13 protein-coding genes and 1 other annotated feature are annotated in these 18,630 nt (G+C 39.2%); all 13 genes read left to right on the top strand.

All coding sequences use genetic code 11. The features are described 5' to 3' along the window. The first annotated feature begins 360 nt into the window (after positions 1 to 360). Positions 361 to 605, top strand: a binding site (T-box leader). A gap of 102 nt (positions 606 to 707) precedes the next feature. The 13 genes from ilvB to yihA all read left to right on the top strand — a co-directional run bounded on the left by ilvB (position 708) and on the right by yihA (position 18,361). After that, positions 708 to 2,420, top strand: coding sequence for an acetolactate synthase large subunit (gene ilvB, locus V7068_RS12400; protein ID WP_499713052.1), 1,713 nt, complete (start codon positions 708 to 710; stop codon positions 2,418 to 2,420). A gap of 2 nt (positions 2,421 to 2,422) precedes the next feature. Next, positions 2,423 to 2,944: an acetolactate synthase small subunit gene (ilvN, locus tag V7068_RS12395; RefSeq protein ID WP_499713051.1), complete on the top strand. Its 522-nt coding sequence runs from the start codon at positions 2,423 to 2,425 to the stop codon at positions 2,942 to 2,944. A gap of 67 nt (positions 2,945 to 3,011) precedes the next feature. Next, positions 3,012 to 4,040: a ketol-acid reductoisomerase gene (gene ilvC, locus V7068_RS12390; protein WP_127761554.1), complete on the top strand. Its 1,029-nt coding sequence runs from the start codon at positions 3,012 to 3,014 to the stop codon at positions 4,038 to 4,040. Continuing rightward, positions 4,027 to 5,559 (top strand): 2-isopropylmalate synthase, encoded by a 1,533-nt coding sequence (locus V7068_RS12385; RefSeq protein ID WP_499713050.1) that lies wholly within the window; start codon positions 4,027 to 4,029, stop codon positions 5,557 to 5,559. The genes ilvC and V7068_RS12385 overlap by 14 nt, the downstream gene beginning before the upstream one ends. A 141-nt stretch (positions 5,560 to 5,700) precedes the next feature. Then, on the top strand, positions 5,701 to 6,813 hold the full coding sequence (leuB, locus tag V7068_RS12380; RefSeq protein WP_252286926.1) for a 3-isopropylmalate dehydrogenase: 1,113 nt from the start codon (positions 5,701 to 5,703) through the stop codon (positions 6,811 to 6,813). A 212-nt stretch (positions 6,814 to 7,025) separates the two neighbouring features. Further along, the gene (gene leuC / locus V7068_RS12375; RefSeq protein ID WP_499713049.1) at positions 7,026 to 8,438 is read left to right on the top strand and encodes a 3-isopropylmalate dehydratase large subunit; all 1,413 of its coding nucleotides are present in this window, start codon (positions 7,026 to 7,028) and stop codon (positions 8,436 to 8,438) included. 29 nt (positions 8,439 to 8,467) lie between these two features. Beyond that, entirely contained in the window at positions 8,468 to 9,067 is a 600-nt protein-coding gene (leuD, locus tag V7068_RS12370; protein WP_252286924.1) for a 3-isopropylmalate dehydratase small subunit, read from the top strand. Positions 9,068 to 9,203: 136 nt separating this feature from the next. Next, positions 9,204 to 10,220, top strand: coding sequence for a tetratricopeptide repeat protein (locus tag V7068_RS12365; protein ID WP_499713048.1), 1,017 nt, complete (start codon positions 9,204 to 9,206; stop codon positions 10,218 to 10,220). Positions 10,221 to 10,401: 181 nt separating this feature from the next. Further along, a complete protein-coding gene (gene tig / locus V7068_RS12360; protein ID WP_499713047.1) occupies positions 10,402 to 11,694 on the top strand; it encodes a trigger factor in 1,293 nt (430 codons plus the stop codon). Positions 11,695 to 12,121: 427 nt separating this feature from the next. Continuing rightward, on the top strand, positions 12,122 to 13,378 hold the full coding sequence (gene clpX / locus V7068_RS12355; RefSeq protein ID WP_252286920.1) for an ATP-dependent protease ATP-binding subunit ClpX: 1,257 nt from the start codon (positions 12,122 to 12,124) through the stop codon (positions 13,376 to 13,378). 190 nt (positions 13,379 to 13,568) lie between these two features. Next, on the top strand, positions 13,569 to 15,236 hold the full coding sequence (lonB, locus tag V7068_RS12350) for an ATP-dependent protease LonB (protein ID WP_499713046.1): 1,668 nt from the start codon (positions 13,569 to 13,571) through the stop codon (positions 15,234 to 15,236). 225 nt (positions 15,237 to 15,461) lie between these two features. Continuing rightward, positions 15,462 to 17,783 (top strand): endopeptidase La, encoded by a 2,322-nt coding sequence (gene lon / locus V7068_RS12345; protein ID WP_499713045.1) that lies wholly within the window; start codon positions 15,462 to 15,464, stop codon positions 17,781 to 17,783. Further along, on the top strand, positions 17,780 to 18,361 hold the full coding sequence (gene yihA, locus V7068_RS12340) for a ribosome biogenesis GTP-binding protein YihA/YsxC (protein WP_499713044.1): 582 nt from the start codon (positions 17,780 to 17,782) through the stop codon (positions 18,359 to 18,361). The genes lon and yihA overlap by 4 nt, the downstream gene beginning before the upstream one ends. Positions 18,362 to 18,630: the final 269 nt, after the last annotated feature.

Below are 18,630 nucleotides of genomic sequence, written 5' to 3'. Positions count from 1 at the left end.
GTTTCGCTCTCAGTTTTTTAAGGAGCTCTTTGAACAAAGACATATGTTGTTCTGAGTTTTTTTGGTAATTTTATTCCAAAAAACTAATAAATTAGTAGTTGATGAGCTGATTGGAAAATAATATGGAATAAATTGTTTATGTATTAAGAATCGCATTTTTTAATTAGTTTTTTTTTATAAAATAAAATTTTTGTAGGAAAATAAGATAATAACGCGGATGTAAGCGTATACAGAAAAGTGATGAATTAGAATTATCAAACAATTCTTAAAAAACCTGTTGACTCCTTCTTAAAATCAGCGTATTATTACGACAAATACAACATAACAAATTTTAAAAAAACTTTGAAAATATAAATTATGTGTAAAACATTGAAGAGGATAAGTAGTCCTTCGTTAGACAGTCACAGAGAGCCGGTATTTGCTGAGAGCCGGTATTGTCCCGAGAGATGAACTCACCTTGGAGTTTCAGTTTGAACGGTCAACTAGTAGAACTGAACGGGTGCAAAACCAGCACCCGTTATCAAAACAAGAAAGTGCGTACAGAAAGTTTTGTACGAAAAAGGGTGGTACCGTGGATAGGCCAAATAGCCTCTTTCACCCCTTTGGTTTGCTATATGCAAGCGAATTGGGATGGGAGAGGTTTTTTTATATTTAGAAATAGCTGAAATGTCAAAATATTCAAAAAGAAAATGGAGGGGACTATTCGTATGACGCAGAAGACTGTAGCAGCTGGCAGGAAGAGTGAGCAAGTAAAGTACACTGGTGCTGAATTTTTAACAGAAGCATTGAAAAGGGAAAATGTAGATGTTATTTTCGGCTATCCTGGCGGTGCCGCATTACCAATTTACGATAAACTATATAATTCAGGATTGTTCCATGTTTTAACAAGGCATGAGCAGGGCGCAATTCATGCAGCAGAAGGGTATGCGAGAATTACGGGTAAACCGGGCGTAGTAATCGTAACATCAGGACCTGGTGCAACGAATATTGTAACAGGTTTAGCGGATGCTATGATTGACTCTTTACCGTTGGTTGTTTTTACAGGGCAAGTGGCTACAGGATTGATTGGTTCCGATGCGTTCCAAGAGGCGGATATTCTTGGAATTACGACTCCGATTACTAAACATAATTATCAAGTGAGAGATCCTAAAGATTTTCCACGGATTATTAAAGAAGCTTTTTATATCGCATCAACTGGCCGTCCAGGTCCTGTATTAATTGATATTCCGAAGGATATGGCCGTTGGAGAAGCGATTTCACACTTAGACCCTGAAATGGATCTTCCAGGTTATCAGCCAACAACGAAACCGAATTATTTGCAAATTCGCAAGTTGGTTGAGGCGGTGAGCGGTGCTAAAAAGCCAGTCATTCTTGCAGGAGCAGGTGTTCTTCATTCGAAAGCAGCTGACCAACTATTAGAATATGCAGAACAACAAGGTCTTCCAATCGTTCATACTTTACTTGGACTTGGCGGATTCCCGGCAAATCATGCACAGTACGTTGGGCTTGCCGGCATGCACGGATGTTATGCAGCTAATATGGCTTTATCAGAATGTGATTTACTCGTCAATATCGGCGCTCGATTTGACGATCGCTTAACAGGTAGACTTTCAGACTTTGCACCGAATGCAACCGTTGCTCATATCGATATTGATCCAGCTGAAATTGGGAAAAACGTTCCAACAAAAATCCCGGTTGTTGGTGATGCAAAAGAAGCATTGGCAGAGTTAGTTGCTCAAAATGGTAAAAAACCTGAAATTACTGAGTGGATGAATCAACTTGCTAAGTGGAATAAAGAATTTCCATTGCGCTATACGTCATCTGATGAATATTTAATGCCGCAACGAGTGATTGAACTTCTTCATGAAAAAACCAATGGAGAAGCTATCGTGACAACGGATGTCGGTCAACATCAAATGTGGGCAGCGCAATACTATCGCTTTAATAAACCGAATTCATGGGTTACTTCCGGTGGACTTGGCACAATGGGCTTTGGTTTACCTTCAGCACTTGGTGCACAGCTTGCAAATCCTGAGGCTACTGTACTTTCCATTTCAGGTGATGGTGGTTTCCAAATGTGCAGTCAAGAATTAGGCGTAATCGCAGAAAGAAACTTACCGGTTAAAATCATCATTCTTAATAATGGAGTTTTAGGAATGGTTAGACAATGGCAAGAACTTTTCTACGAGAAGCGTTATTCACATAGTGTATTCCAATCACAGCCTGATTTTGTGAAATTAGCAGATGCTTATGGTATTCCTGGCTTTTCAGTAAGTACGGAAGAAGAAGCAAGCGCGCGCATTGAGGAAGCATTGGCAATCGATGGTCCTGTATTAATCGATTTCCGTGTCAAACCAGAAGAAAATGTGTATCCGATGGTAGCAGCAGGAAAAGCTCTCCATGAAATGGAAGGAGTGTAATCATGAAAGGAATTCTTACTCTTACTGTAAACAATAGGCCAGGAGTTCTTAATCGGATTACGAACCTGTTTACAAAAAGAAATTACAACATTGAAAGCATCACGGTTGGTTCTTCTGAGCAAGAAGGGGTTTCAAGAATCACCGTCGTTGTTCAAGTAGATGATGAAACAGTTATCGAACAAATGACAAAGCAGCTTCATAAACAAATCGATGTATTAAAAGTAAATGATATTAGTAATCAAGCAATCGTTGCGCGCGAATTGGCACTGATCAAAGTTCAAGTGACAAGTCAAACGCGAGCCGAAATATATGCTGTTATTGAACCTTTCCGTGCTTCTGTTATTGATGTAAGTAAAGATAGCTTAACGGTTCAAATTACAGGTGAGTCTGATAAGATTGAAGCTTTTATTGAACTAATTAAGCCATACGGCATCAAAGAGTTAGCTCGAACAGGAACTGCTGCTTTCCCACGCGGAATGCAGTTAGCCAATAGCAAAAGCAGCAAGGCCCAAACGATTGTTTAATTTAATAAATGAATCAACTAAAAACTAAAAAACTAACTTTAGAAAAGAAAAGGGAGATGTATTAATTATGGCAAAAGTATATTATAACGCAGAGGCAAACGAAAATTTCTTCAATGGTAAAAAAGTAGCAATCGTTGGTTACGGTTCACAAGGACACGCACATGCACAAAACCTTCGCGAGAGCGGTGTAGACGTAATTATCGGAATCCGTCCAGGAAAATCTGCTGAAAAAGCAAAAGAAGATGGTTTCCAAGTATTTTCAGTTAAAGAAGCAGCTGAGCAAGCAGACGTAATCATGAACTTGCTTCCAGATGAAACTCAACCAAAAGTATACCAAGAAGAAATCCAACCTGCTCTAACTGCTGGTAAAGCTCTAATGTTCGCACACGGATTCAATGTTCACTTCAGCCAAATCGTTCCACCAGCTGACGTAGACGTATTATTAGTAGCACCAAAAGGTCCAGGACATCTTGTACGCCGTACATATACTGAAGGCGCAGGTGTTCCAGCTCTATTCGCAATCTACCAAGACGTAACAGGTACAGCGAAAGAATTAGCACTTGCTTATGCTCGCGGCATCGGTTCTTTACGTGCAGGTGGTCTTGAAACAACATTTAAAGAAGAAACAGAAACAGATTTATTCGGAGAGCAAGCAGTTCTTTGCGGTGGCTTAACTTCTCTTGTAAAAGCTGGTTTCGAAACATTAACAGAAGCTGGGTACCAACCAGAAGTTGCTTACTTCGAATGTTTACATGAATTAAAATTAATCATCGACCTTATGTATGAAGGCGGAATGGAAAACATGCGTTACTCAATCTCTGATACAGCACAATGGGGAGACTTCGTTTCTGGACCACGCGTTGTAACAGAAGCTTCTAAACAAGCGATGAAAGCTGTATTAAAAGATATCCAAGATGGTGAATTTGCAAAAGGTTGGATCTTAGAAAACCAAGCTAACCGTCCAGTATTCAATGCAATCAACCGTCAAGAGAACGAACATCCAATCGAAGTAGTAGGTCGTGAACTACGTAAAATGATGCCATTTGTTAAACCACAACAACAGGAGAAAGAAGTGGTAGCTGTTGCGAAAAATTAATATTTTTGACACAACATTACGTGATGGCGAACAATCTGCCGGTGTCAATTTGAATTTTTCGGAAAAAATCGAAATTGCTTATCAGCTTGAACGTTTAGGTGTAGACATTATGGAGGCGGGATTTCCAGCCGCTTCCAAAGGTGACTTTAATTCCGTTCAAGAAATCGCGCGCCGCATTAAAAACAGCTCTGTTACAGGGCTGGCGCGTGCGGTCAAAGGCGATATTGACGCTGCGTGGGATGCTTTAAAGGATGGAGCACAACCTCGTTTGCATACATTCATCGCTACTTCACCAATCCATCGTGAGTACAAGTTGAAAATGACAAAGGAACAAGTCGTTGAGCGCGCTGTAGCGATGGTTAAATACGCTTCAGAACGTTTCCCAATCGTACAATGGTCAGCTGAAGATGCGAGCCGCACAGAGTTAGATTATTTAGCTGAAATTGTTGAGGCGGTAATCCAAGCGGGTGCAAAAGTTATTAATATTCCAGATACAGTAGGTTATGCAACGCCAATTGAATATGGTAACATTTTCCATTACTTATGTGAACATGTTCCTTCTATTGATAAAGTGAGCCTATCTTCTCACTGCCATGACGATCTAGGAATGGCGACAGCCAACTCTCTAGCGGCCATTGAAGGCGGCGCAACGCAAGTAGAAGGTACGATTAATGGAATTGGTGAACGTGCTGGTAACGCAGCTCTTGAAGAAGTAGCTGTTGCGCTTCGTATTCGCCAAGACTATTATCAAGCACAAACGCGTTTAACGCTTAATGAAATTAAAAGAACGAGTGATTTAGTAAGCCGTTTAACAGCAATGACGGTTCCGCCGAATAAGGCAGTCATCGGTGCAAACGCTTATGCACATGAATCTGGTATTCACCAAGATGGCGTCTTAAAGGAAAAAACAACATATGAAATCATTTCTCCAGAACTTGTTGGTGTGTCCTCGAACTCGCTTGTTTTAGGTAAACACTCTGGCCGACATGCTTTTAAAGAACGATTACAAGAGTTGAACTTCCAAGTAAGTGAAGAAGAAATGAATCGTCTATTCGTTCAATTCAAAGAGCTAGCGGATAAGAAGAAACAAATGACAGATGAAGACTTAGTTGCTCTTGTTTTAGAGGAAAAAGCAACAGCCAGCATCGCTTATGATTTAGTATCTATGCAAATTTCACACGGCACAAATCAAATTCCAACAGCTACGGTTACCTTGAAAAAAGGTGAGGAAGAAACAATCCAAGAAGCTGCAACGGGAGCAGGTAGTGTTGAAGCTCTTTATAATACACTTGAAAGATGCCTAGGCGGCGAAATTGAGTTAGAAGATTATCGAATTCAATCCGTTGGCGGTGGTATGGATGCGTTAGCACAAGTATATGTAAAGATGAACTACCAAGGTGTTGAAACAAGTGGCCGCGGTTTAGATCAGGACGTATTAGAAGCGTCTGCTAAAGCATATTTAAACGCGGTGAATCGCGTGATTATTATGAAAGAATTAGAAGAAAAAGTACCGAATTAATAAGAAAAGCGGAGCCGGCTCGTTCAGCTAGCCGGTGCAGCTAAACAAGATAAACAAAGCGCAAGCGCCCTTCATTATGTACGGGTGCTTGCCTATTCAATGGAAGAAATATTTCAATGGTTTTAGGAAGGGGAGTTTTCGATGAAAGGGAATATAGCTGTGTTGCCAGGCGATGGCATTGGAAAAGAAGTAACAAAAGGAGCTGTAGAAATACTCGAAGTTGTTGCTCAAAAATTTGGACACGAATTCGAATTTCAATACGGTGAAATTGGTGGCGGAGCGATAGATAATACAGGATCACCTCTACCAGATGAAACAGTCGAAATTTGTCGGAAAAGTGACGCTGTATTATTAGGGGCAGTTGGTGGACCAAAATGGGATAACCATCCTGTCGATATCCGCCCAGAACGCGGTCTATTAAAAATTCGTAAAGAGCTTAATCTATATGCGAATCTTCGACCAATCAGCTATTATTCGAGTTTATCGGAAGCTTCTCCTCTTAAAAAAGAATTAATTGAAGGTGCCGATTTTGTTATCGTTCGTGAATTAACGGGCGGCCTATACTTTGGGAAACCAAGTGAACGAGTGACACGAGAAGGTAAAGATGCTGTAGTCGATACGCTTTTCTATACAAAGGAAGAAATGCACCGCATTATTAAACTAGCTTTTGAATTAGCTAGCAATAGAACAAAGAAAGTAACATCGGTTGATAAAGCGAATGTATTAGAATCAAGCAGAATGTGGCGTGAAACAGCTGAGGAAATTGCGAAAGAATATCCAGATGTGACGTTAGAGCATATGCTTGTGGACAATGCAGCGATGCAACTTATTCGTAACCCAAAACAATTTGATGTTGTCGTAACAGAAAACTTATTCGGCGACATTTTAAGTGATGAAGCATCCGTTCTTACTGGATCGCTAGGAATGCTTCCATCGGCTTCTATTTCAACAAATGGACCAAATCTGTACGAACCAATTCATGGTTCAGCTCCTGATATTGCAGGGCAGAATTTAGCAAATCCGATTGCGACAATCTTATCTGCTGCATCGCTGTTACGCTTATCATTTGGTCTAGAAGCTGAAGCAACTGCGGTGGAACAAGCCGTTGAAGCAGTGCTTGAAAAAGGTTTTAGAACAGGTGATATTGCAGATGAGCAATCAACGAAGTTATCGACGAGTGAAATGGTTGCTGAAATTAAAACAGTTCTGTTAGATCAAGAGGCGACTTCTAACGTTACAGGAGCACGTGTATAACAGCTGTTTTTAGACACGGCCTTCTTAGTAGGTCGTGTTTTTTAAAAGTTAAGAAGTATAAAGATTTCGAGATGTTTCGGTGTTCAGTGTAAGCGTATAGCCTGTCGAGTTGCAGTTTACTCAGTCGATTAAGTTAAAAATCGACTTCATCTTCTAGCTCTCCAACGCTTGCGCTTTTCTTAAAAAATCTAAAATGATTGAGGTGGAACAAGATGGGAAAGTCCATTATTGAAAAAATATGGGAGCGTCACATTGTAGCAGCTGAGGAGAATAAACCAGATTTATTATATATCGACCTACAATTTATTCATGAAGTAACATCGCCACAAGCTTTTGAAGGGCTTAGATTAAAGGGGCGTAAAGTAAGAAGACCGGATCGTACATTTGCGACAATGGATCACAATGTTCCAACAATTAATCGTTATTTCATTCAAGATGAAATTGCTCAAAAGCAATTGTCTGCTCTTGAACAAAATTGTAAAGAGTTTGGGATTCGTCTAGCGGATTTGGACAGCCCTGAACAAGGGATTGTTCACGTTATTGGACCAGAATTAGGTCTTACACAACCTGGTATGACCATCGTATGTGGTGATAGCCATACGTCTACTCACGGCGCATTCGGTTCGATTGCATTTGGAATTGGAACGAGTGAAGTGGAGCACGTATTAGCGACACAAACATTATGGCAAACGAAGCCAAAGACGTTAAAGCTTGAAGTAAATGGTCAGTTAGGTAAAGGTGTTAATGCAAAGGATGTTATTTTATACATTATTTCTAAATTTGGTGTAGATTTTGGAACAGGTTATATTATCGAGTATTGTGGCGAAGTATTCGAGAATATGTCGATGGAAGAGAGAATGACGGTATGTAATATGTCGATTGAAGGTGGAGCAAGAGCTGGTTTAGTAGCTCCTGATGAAACGACGTTCTCTTACATGAAAGGCAGAAAATATGCACCAAAAGGCGAAGAATTTGATCGTGCGGTAGAAGATTGGAAGTCATTAGCTAGTGATGAAGATGCTGTATATGACCGCGAAATTGTGTTAGATGGCAGCGCTATTCCACCGATGGTTAGCTGGGGTACAAACCCTGGAATGGCAAGCGGTGTAGATGCAATGATTCCGAGTGAATCAGATGGAGCGTTTGATTCTGTAGAGTTGAAAAATGCACTTCAATATATGGGACTTAAAGAAGGTCAAGCAATTACAGATATCGAAGTACAGCATGTGTTTATCGGCTCATGCACAAACTCTCGTATTGAGGATTTACGCCAAGCTGCGTCTATGCTTGAAGGTCAAAAAGTTCATCAAGGTGTTCGTGCTATGGTTGTACCTGGTTCACAAAATGTGAAAAAACAAGCTGAAGAAGAAGGGTTAGATCAGATTTTCAAAGCAGCTGGCTTTGAATGGCGTGATTCTGGCTGTAGTATGTGCTTAGGTATGAATCCAGACGGAGTACCAGCTGGAGAGCATTGTGCTTCTACTTCTAACCGAAATTTTGAAGGTCGTCAAGGAGCAGGCGCACGTACGCACTTAGTTAGCCCTGCGATGGCTGTAGCAGCGGCTATTACTGGAAAGTTTGTTGATATTAGAACATGGGAAGCTCCAACTGTAGGAGCTCATTAAATATTAATATATAAATGGAGGTGCCGAAGATGGAACCGATTAAGGTTTTTACAGGAAAAGCAGCGGTTATGGACCGTAAAAATGTAGATACAGATCAAATTATTCCAAAGCAATTTTTAAAACGAATTGAGCGTAGCGGATTTGGTCAATTTTTATTTTTTAACTGGCGTTTTGATGAAGAAGGAAATGATCGTGCAGATTTTGAACTAAATCAAGAGCAAAATAAAGGTGCGTCTATTTTAATTGCAGGCGAAAACTTCGGTTGCGGTTCTTCTCGTGAGCATGCACCATGGGCTTTACTTGATTATGGTTTTAATATTGTAATTGCTCCTTCTTTTGCTGATATTTTTAGAAACAATTGCATGAAGAATGGGATTGTTCCGATTGTTTTAACAGAAGAGCAAGTGGCTGAGTTAATGAAAAAAGGTGTAGAACCTGGCTATGAATTAACTATTGATCTTCCAAACCAAAAGCTTTTTGATCAATCAGGGTTTGAAGCTGAATTTGAATTCCATCCATACTGGAAAGAAATGCTTATTAATGGGTGGGATGAAATTTCCATTACTGAGCAATACGAAGAACAAATTAAAAGCTATGAGCAACAAAAAATGCCAATCTCTTCTATTTAATTTAGAAGAGACATTGGGCAGAAAATTTTATCCTGTATGGTCTCGGTTTCTTTGAGTCATACGGGATTTTTTTTGAAAATCGTTTCATTCCATGCTACACTGATGTTCAAAAATGAACGGTGAGGCGGAATGGTTAATGAATGAGAAAAAAGATGGAAATAATGTGGTCCTGTTTCCTAATTTACATCATCGCTTAGTTATGAAGGGGACGGAGGCGCTAGAAAATAAACGGTATAAGCAGGCAGCCGAATTATTTAGCCAAGCGAGGGAATTAGATCAGGAACACGCTGAAGGGAATGTAGGATTGCTCGTTTCGTTAATCGAGCTCCAAGATTATAAAGAAGCTAAACAATTATGTAAGGAATTATTGCATCAAGGGATTGGTGACTATTTTCAAATTACGAATATGTACTTGATGGTGCTTGTGCAATTAGGGGAGCATGAGGATATCGTAGAGATGATTGAGCTATTGTTTCAAGAGCATCAAGTCCCATTTGATAAAATGGAACAGTTTGAGCAGATGCTTTCCTTCAGCAAACGGGCATTAGAAGAAAGAGAGATGGAAGCGGAGCAGCATGAAAGTCAATTACAGCAACAGCTTCAACAAGAGCCTTTGTTTAATGGGAAAAATGAACAACAATTGCTTAATACAATTAATATGCTTTCACAGATGAATGTGCGTCCATTTATCGATGATATTCAACAATTTATGCAAGAGGAAGCGAATCATCCTTTCTTTAAAACAATGCTGTTGAATATATTAAAAGAGCAGGACTATACACAAGCCGTGGAAGTAAGGAAGTTTTCACAAGTCTCTTCTTTGATTCCAGCTCATTTACCGAATTTGAAAGAGTATCCTTTTTTTAAAAAAGTATGGGATTTGGCAGAACAAAAATTGGCACAAAAAAATCCGAGCTTGTTCGAAATAGTACATAGTTTGCTGGAAAGGCACAGCTTTTTGTTATATCCATTTGAACTTGAGCAAGATGGTGCGACCATTGCAGCAGCTTACCATGCTTTAGCAGAACAGTATATGACAGGAAAAGACTTTTGTGAGCGAATTGCTCTTATTTATGAAGCAGAAGAACAAGTTGTAAAAGAATGTTTGGATTACTTAAAAGAAATTGAAGGAATTTCTTATCCCATTATTTAACCTATTGCTGTTGAAAGAAGAGGAAGCTGTGGTATAATGTAGTGGTTGTACTATACGCTCGTACAAAAAAACGGGAATATCCAAATAATTTGGGTATATTTGAGGGATGACTTGTTAAGAATTGCAAAGCAGATTCATCCATGCTTATTCTTGACGTATATAGATTTTTGGAGGGAAACACATGTCTGTTAAATGGGAAAAGCAAGAAGGAAACGTTGGAGTTTTAACGGTTGAAGTAGACGCAGCAACAGTAAACGCTGGTTTAGACAAAGCGTTCAAAAAAGTAGTAAAGCAAGTAAACGTACCTGGCTTCCGTAAAGGGAAAATGCCTCGTCCATTATTTGAAAAGAAATTCGGTGTAGAATCTTTATACCAAGATGCTCTTGACGAAATTCTTCCAGAAGCTTATGCAAATGCTGTCGAAGAAGCAGGAATTTCACCTGTAGATCGTCCAGAAATCGACATTGAGAAAATGGAAAAAGGTGAAAACCTTATTTTCACAGCTACTGTAACAGTAAAACCTGAAGTGAAATTAGGTAACTATAAAGGACTTGAAGTAGAAAAGTTTGATACAACAGTTACAGATGAAGATGTAGAAGCTGAATTGAAAAAGCAACAAGAGCGTCAAGCTGAGCTAGTTGTGAAAGAAGAAGGCGCAGCAGTTGCAGGTGATACAGTTGTAATTGACTTCGAAGGATTCGTTGATGGTGAAGCATTCGAAGGTGGAAAAGGTGAAAACTATTCTTTAGAGCTTGGTTCTAACTCTTTCATCCCAGGATTCGAAGATCAACTAATCGGTCTTGAAGCAGGTGCTGAGAAAGACGTTGAAGTAACATTCCCAGAAGAGTACCACGCTGCAGAGCTTGCTGGTAAACCAGCTGTATTCAAAGTAAAAGTTCACGAAATCAAAGCGAAACAACTTCCTGAATTAGACGATGAATTCGCGAAAGATATTGATGATGAAGTAGAAACTATTGCAGAACTTAGAGAAAAAACAAAAGCTAAATTAGAGCATGACAAAAAGCATGAAGAAGAACACTTCATCCAAAATGCTGTAATTGGTCAAGCGGTTGAAGGTGCTCAAATCGATCTTCCTGAAGTAATGGTTTCTAACGAAGTAGATCGCATGATGCAAGATTTTGCTGGACGCTTACAACAACAAGGATTGAACTTAGAATTGTACTTCCAATTCTCTGGTCAAGACGAAGCGGCGTTAAAAGGCCAAATGAAAGAAGAAGCAGAAGGTCAAGTTCGCACAAGCTTAGTGCTTGAAGCAATTGCTGAAGCTGAGAAACTTGAAGCGACAGAAGAAGACGTAGAAGCTGAATTAGCTAAAATGGCTTCAATGTACAATATGGAAGTAGACGCAATCAAAAAAGCTCTTGGAAACTTAGATGCAATTAAAGGCGATCTACAAATTAAAAAAGCTATTGATTTCTTAGTTGAAAACAGCAAAACAGTAGAAGCTAAATAATAGCAGCTTTAAAAAAATATAGTTTTCTTAAAGAAACAAGGCGCGAGCATTTCGTGCCTTGTTTTATACATATCTTGATTTTTTATCATTTATAGAACACTTCTTGATTGCTTTTTTTTAGAATTCAGTGTAGATTAATTCTAATAACACATATACATATTTATACAGTAAATCCTTTTTTTTAAAATTGGTAAGTTAGGGCATACTAAAGAAAGTAACATACATAGTAAAAAGAGCAGTGCTTTGTGTATCGGACAACCTACTATCGTGTAAGCATTTTTGTTACCAAACTTTCAAGAACGTGTTACAATGCAATTCATACTATTTAATTGCAATGAAAGTGCTTATTTAGGCGTTTCTTACGAAGAAAGAAACATGCCTTTAAGATGAATAGAGTAGGAATAGTATTCAAGAGGGGTGAACGTTCATGTTTAAATTTAATGATGAAAAGGGACAATTAAAATGTTCTTTTTGTGGGAAAACTCAAGAACAAGTTCGTAAGCTGGTAGCCGGTCCAGGTGTATATATTTGTGATGAATGTATTGAACTTTGTACAGAAATCGTGGAAGAGGAGCTAGGTACTGAAGAAGAAGTAGAATTCCGCGATGTTCCAAAACCAAAAGAGATTTGCAATATTCTTGATGAATATGTCATCGGACAAGAACAAGCGAAGAAGTCTTTAGCGGTTGCTGTATATAATCACTACAAACGAATTAATTCTAATAGTAAAGTAGACGATGTAGAGCTTTCAAAAAGTAATATCGCGCTTATTGGACCAACTGGTAGTGGGAAAACATTACTTGCCCAAACTTTAGCGCGTTTACTAAACGTTCCTTTTGCTATTGCTGACGCGACGTCTCTAACAGAGGCTGGTTACGTAGGGGAAGATGTTGAAAATATTTTGTTAAAACTAATCCAAGCAGCAGATTATGACGTTGAGAAAGCAGAAAAAGGAATTATCTACATCGATGAAATCGATAAAGTAGCTCGTAAATCTGAAAACCCATCGATTACACGTGATGTTTCAGGTGAAGGGGTTCAGCAAGCACTATTAAAAATTCTTGAAGGAACTGTAGCAAGCGTTCCTCCACAAGGTGGACGTAAGCACCCTCATCAAGAATTTATTCAAATTGATACTACAAATATTTTGTTTATTTGTGGTGGAGCTTTCGATGGCATCGAACCGATTATCAAACGTCGTCTAGGTCAAAAAGTAATTGGTTTTGGTGCAGAGACGAAAAAAGATGAAGTAGCAGAAAAAGAGCTGCTTTCAAAAGTTCTTCCTGAAGACTTACTTCGTTTCGGTTTAATTCCAGAGTTTATCGGTCGTCTTCCAGTTATTGCGACGTTAGAGCAATTGGATGAGGCGGCACTTATTGAAATTTTAACAAAACCGAAAAATGCATTAGTGAAACAATATCAAAAATTATTAGAACTTGATGATATTGAATTGGAATTCGAACCGGAAGCACTAAATGAAATTGCTAAAAAAGCAATTGAACGTAAAACAGGTGCCCGTGGATTACGTTCCATCATCGAAGGGATTATCCTTGATGTGATGTTCGATCTTCCTTCACGTGATGATGTATCTAAATGTATTATTACAGCAGGGGCGATTACAGAAAATGAATCTCCGAAATTGGTTCTGAAAGATGGTACAACAATTCAAGGCCAATCTGCTTAATATGTTTCTTTAAAAAGAGATGAGCTAGACAGGTGTTTCTGTCTAGGCTCGTCTCTTTTGTTTTTAATGAAATAGCCAGCCCTCCTGTAAGACAACCAAATTTTTCATGAAGGAAACTATGAATGATTTCAACTTATGATAGGAGATACTACCACATAAGACAAACATGGTGAGCGCAGGAGGGAAAATGATGAGCTGGACAGGATTGGCATTGTTTATTCAACTGTTTTTTGGTGTAATCATTGGGTTATATTTTTTGAATTTATTAAAAGGACAGCGTACACAAAAGGTGTCGATTGATCGTGATTCTAAAAAAGAAATGGATCAATTGCGTTCAATGAGAGCGATTCAATTAACGGAGCCATTAGCAGAAAAGGTAAGACCGCAGTCATTTGATGATATTGTTGGACAGGAAGATGGAATCAAATCATTAAGAGCAGCATTATGCGGACCAAATCCACAGCATGTTATTATTTATGGACCACCTGGTGTAGGGAAGACCGCAGCTGCACGACTTGTACTAGAAGAAGCAAAAAAAAATGGGAAATCACCGTTTAGAAAGTCAGCAGTATTTGTTGAATTAGATGCAACAACAGCTCGTTTTGATGAACGAGGTATTGCTGATCCACTGATTGGTTCTGTTCATGACCCGATTTATCAAGGAGCAGGGGCGATGGGCCAGGCTGGTATTCCGCAACCCAAACAGGGAGCGGTAACAAATGCGCATGGCGGAGTGTTATTTATTGATGAAATTGGGGAGCTCCACTCGATTCAAATGAACAAGTTGTTAAAAGTGTTAGAGGATCGGAAAGTATTTTTAGAAAGCGCATATTATCAAGAAGATAATACAAATATTCCTACTCATATTCATGATATTTTTAAAAACGGTTTACCTGCTGACTTCCGGTTGGTTGGAGCCACAACTCGAACACCAAATGAGATTCCTCCCGCTATTCGTTCTAGATGCATGGAAGTGTTTTTTCGCGAACTCGACCGCGATGAAATTATAGAGGTTGTTAAAAAAGCAACCGACCGAGTAAACGTGACTATCAGTGAGAAAGGTTTACAACTGATTGCGGAATACGCTCGTAATGGTCGTGAAGCGGTAAATATGGTGCAAACGCTTGCGAGTATTTCCATTAATGAAAATCGGTCTTATATTAAAGAGGAGGATATTGATTGGATGGCTCATAGCAGCCAGTTAACGCAGCGGATGGATCGGAAAATTGATTCAAAGCCGCAAGTTGGGTTTGTCAATGGGCTGGCTGTATATGGAGCAAATAGCGGAGCGTTGCTTGAAATTGAAGTGACGGTAATGCCGGCGATGAGTGAAAAAGGAGCCATTACCATTACTGGAATTGTCGAAGAGGAAAGCATTGGGGGCAATGGAAAATCAATTCGACGTAAAAGTATGGCCAAGGGTTCAATTGAAAATGTAATTACAGTATTACGCTCAATGGGTGTTCCAGCTGATCAATTTGATATTCATGTGAATTTTCCTGGCGGGACTCCTGTAGACGGACCATCTGCAGGGATTGCTATGGCGACCGGGATTTATTCAGCCATTTATAAAATTCCTGTCGATCATACGGTGGCGATGACAGGCGAAATAGGCATTCACGGTGGTGTAAGACCAATTGGTGGCGTGATTCCGAAAATTAAAGCGGCTCAATTAGCCGGAGCGAAAACGGTCATTATTCCAGCTGATAATATGCAGCCGCTTCTAAAGGAAATTAAAGATATTGAGATTGTACCTGTTACTAAAGTCCAGGAAGTGTTCGAACGATCTCTGAAAAAAGACGTGATACCTGATCAATTACTTTCTACATTGAATTTAAGTAAAAAGGAAAGTGTATAAAGGGAATGCCCCGGTTTTATAGTACCGGGGTTTGTTATAGGTATAATAATGTTTTTCATTTTTATAATTAAACGTGCTTTTTTCACCTTTTTTGGGGATAATAAAAAGAGCGTATCTAGTGGTAAACTAAACAAGAAATAGACACTTTTACACAAATAGGATAGAATTGTGAAAAGGTTAGAAACATACAACGATGATGCGAAATTTTGATGGAGGTGTCAGGCAATGGCTGATAAAGAAATCATCGTCCCCCTCCTGCCGCTTAGAGGCTTGCTTGTTTATCCTACGATGGTTCTACATTTGGATGTCGGTCGGGATAAATCAATACAAGCTCTTGAGAAAGCAATGGTGGAAGATCATCTCATTTTTTTAACAACGCAGCAAGATGTCACACTTGATGAACCGGGTGAAGAGGATTTATACCCAATAGGTACATTGACGAAGGTAAAGCAAATGCTGAAGCTGCCAAATGGAACGATCCGTGTATTAGTAGAAGGATTAAATCGAGCAGAAGTCAATGTATTTTATGATTATGAGACACACTATGGTGCCAAGATTAAAATATATGAAGATGATGAAGAGAAAGATGCAGAACATCAGGCTTTAATGCGTACGTTGCTTGATTACTTTGAACAATACATAAAAATGTCAAAGAAGATCACGAGTGAAACATTCTCTTCTACTGCAGATATCGAAGAACCAGGAAGGCTTGCTGATATTATTGCATCACATCTTCCGTTAAAATTAAAAGATAAACAAGAAATTCTTGAAACGACCAATGTGAAGGAACGTTTAAGTCGTGTAATTGAAATGATTCACAATGAAAAAGAAGTGCTTCATTTAGAGAAGAAAATCGGCCAACGAGTTAAGCGTTCGATGGAACGTACGCAAAAGGAATATTATCTTCGTGAGCAAATGAAAGCCATTCAAAAAGAACTGGGCGACAAAGAAGGTAAAGGCGGTGAAGTGGCTAAACTCACAGAGAAAATTGAAGCCGCTGGCATGCCTGAGCAGGTGAAAACAACAGCTTTAAAAGAACTTGATCGTTATGAGAAGGTTCCTGCTAGTTCTGCGGAAAGCTCGGTCATTCGTAATTACATTGACTGGTTAGTTGCGCTTCCTTGGTCTAAAAGTACAAAAGACGATTTAAATATTTTGAAGGCTGAAAAGGTTTTAAACAAAGACCATTACGGATTGGAAAAAGTAAAGGAACGGGTGTTAGAATACTTAGCTGTTCAACAGTTAACTCATTCATTAAAAGGCCCTATCCTCTGTTTAGCAGGCCCTCCTGGAGTTGGGAAAACAAGCTTGGCTAGATCTATTGCGACTTCGCTAAATCGTAATTTTGTGCGCATTTCTTTAGGGGGCGTTCGCGATGAGTCTGAGATTCGCGGTCATCGCCGAACCTATGTAGGTGCGATGCCGGGCCGAATTATTCAAGGAATGAAAAAGGCAGGTACGATTAATCCAGTCTTTTTATTAGATGAAATTGATAAGATGTCTAATGACTTCCGCGGTGATCCATCTGCCGCGTTACTCGAAGTGTTAGATCCAGAGCAAAATCATAATTTTAGCGATCATTATATAGAAGAACCGTATAATCTATCTGATGTCATGTTTATTGCGACAGCCAATGATTTGTCAACGATTCCAGGTCCTCTTCGTGATCGGATGGAGATTATTACAATTGCCGGGTATACGGAAATTGAGAAGCTGCATATTGCGAGAGATCATTTGTTAGTTCGACAGTTAGAAAACCATGGCTTGCAAAAAAATCAGCTTCAAGTTCGAGAAGATGCTTTAATCAAAATTATTCGTTATTATACAAGAGAAGCCGGTGTGCGTAGTCTAGAACGTCAACTGGCAAGCGTTTGTCGAAAAACAGCAAAAATTATTGTTTCGGGTGAGAGGAAGCGGGTCATTGTTTCCGAGAAAAATGTAGAAGAATTTTTAGGGAAAACCATTTTCCATTATGGGCAAGCGGAAGAGGAAGATCAAATTGGTGTGGCGACGGGTCTGGCGTATACAGCAGTCGGCGGCGATACGCTGCAAATTGAAGTCTCGTTATCTCCAGGTAAAGGCAAGCTTGTCTTAACTGGAAAACTAGGTGATGTGATGAAAGAATCTGCGCAAGCTGCATTCAGTTTTGTCCGTGCCAAATCAGAAGAGCTTCATATTGATCCGGACTTCAATGAAAAGTACGATATTCATATTCATGTTCCTGAGGGAGCGGTTCCAAAAGATGGACCATCCGCAGGAATTACGATGGCGACAGCGCTTATTTCTGCGTTGACCAATCGCCCGATTAGAAAAGAGGTAGGCATGACAGGGGAAATTACATTACGTGGACGAGTGCTTCCAATCGGCGGCTTAAAAGAAAAATCATTAGCGGCCCACCGAGCAGGCATTACGAAAATTATTCTTCCACAAGATAATGAAAAAGATATTGATGATATTCCAGAAAGTGTTCGAAATGATTTGCAGTTTGTCCTTGTTTCGCATGTAGATCAAGTATTAGAACATGCGTTGGCAGGTGACATTCAATGAAAGTAACAAGTGCGGATATTGTGATTAGTGCCGTTAAACCTGACCAATATCCAAGTGAACCGATTCCCGAATTTGCATTAGCAGGTCGTTCAAATGTGGGGAAATCTAGTTTTATTAATAAAATGATTAATCGTAAAAATTTAGCGCGTACATCCTCTAAACCTGGAAAAACGCAAACGTTAAACTTTTACCTAATTAACGATGCCCTGCATTTTGTTGATGTACCGGGATATGGATATGCTAAAGTGTCCAAATCGGAGCGAGCAGCGTGGGGGAAAATGATTGAAACATATTTTACTTCCCGTGAACAATTACGTGCTGCTATTTTGATTGTTGATTTACGTCATCCGCCAACGAAGGATGATATTTCGATGTATGAGTTTTTAAAGCACTATGAACTACCATGTATCATTATTGCGACAAAAGCGGATAAGATTCCAAAAGGAAAATGGCAAAAGCATTTGAAAGTAACACGCGAAACACTTGGGCTTGCAAAAGAGGATGAGCTAATGCTCTTTTCTAGTGAGACAGGTGAAGGCAAAGAAAAAATTTGGGGTCTATTAAAGAAATATATGTAAGAAAAGGAACTCGTCTATACGGCGAGTTTTTTTATTTGGCTTTGTTATAAGGTTTTGGTGAGTTTTGGTTTATTTGATATGAGACCCAATCTCGTCATAAAATAAGGTTAAATGGGTCATTATACATAATAAAGTTGCTCTGCCAAACTTGTTTACTTGAAGTTAGGATTTAATTTTGTTATGGTACATTTGTACAGGATATTGTAGATTATAATAATTATTTATTTCATGAACTGTTCATATTTCATTAGGTTCGGACTTTTTATACA

The organism is Bacillus sp. JJ634 (assembly GCF_036962285.1).
GTDB classification, from domain to species: domain Bacteria; phylum Bacillota; class Bacilli; order Bacillales; family DSM-1321; genus Peribacillus; species Peribacillus asahii_A.
The sequence above is the reverse complement of the archived record's forward strand: the minus strand, read 5'-3'. Positions and strand labels throughout refer to the sequence as shown.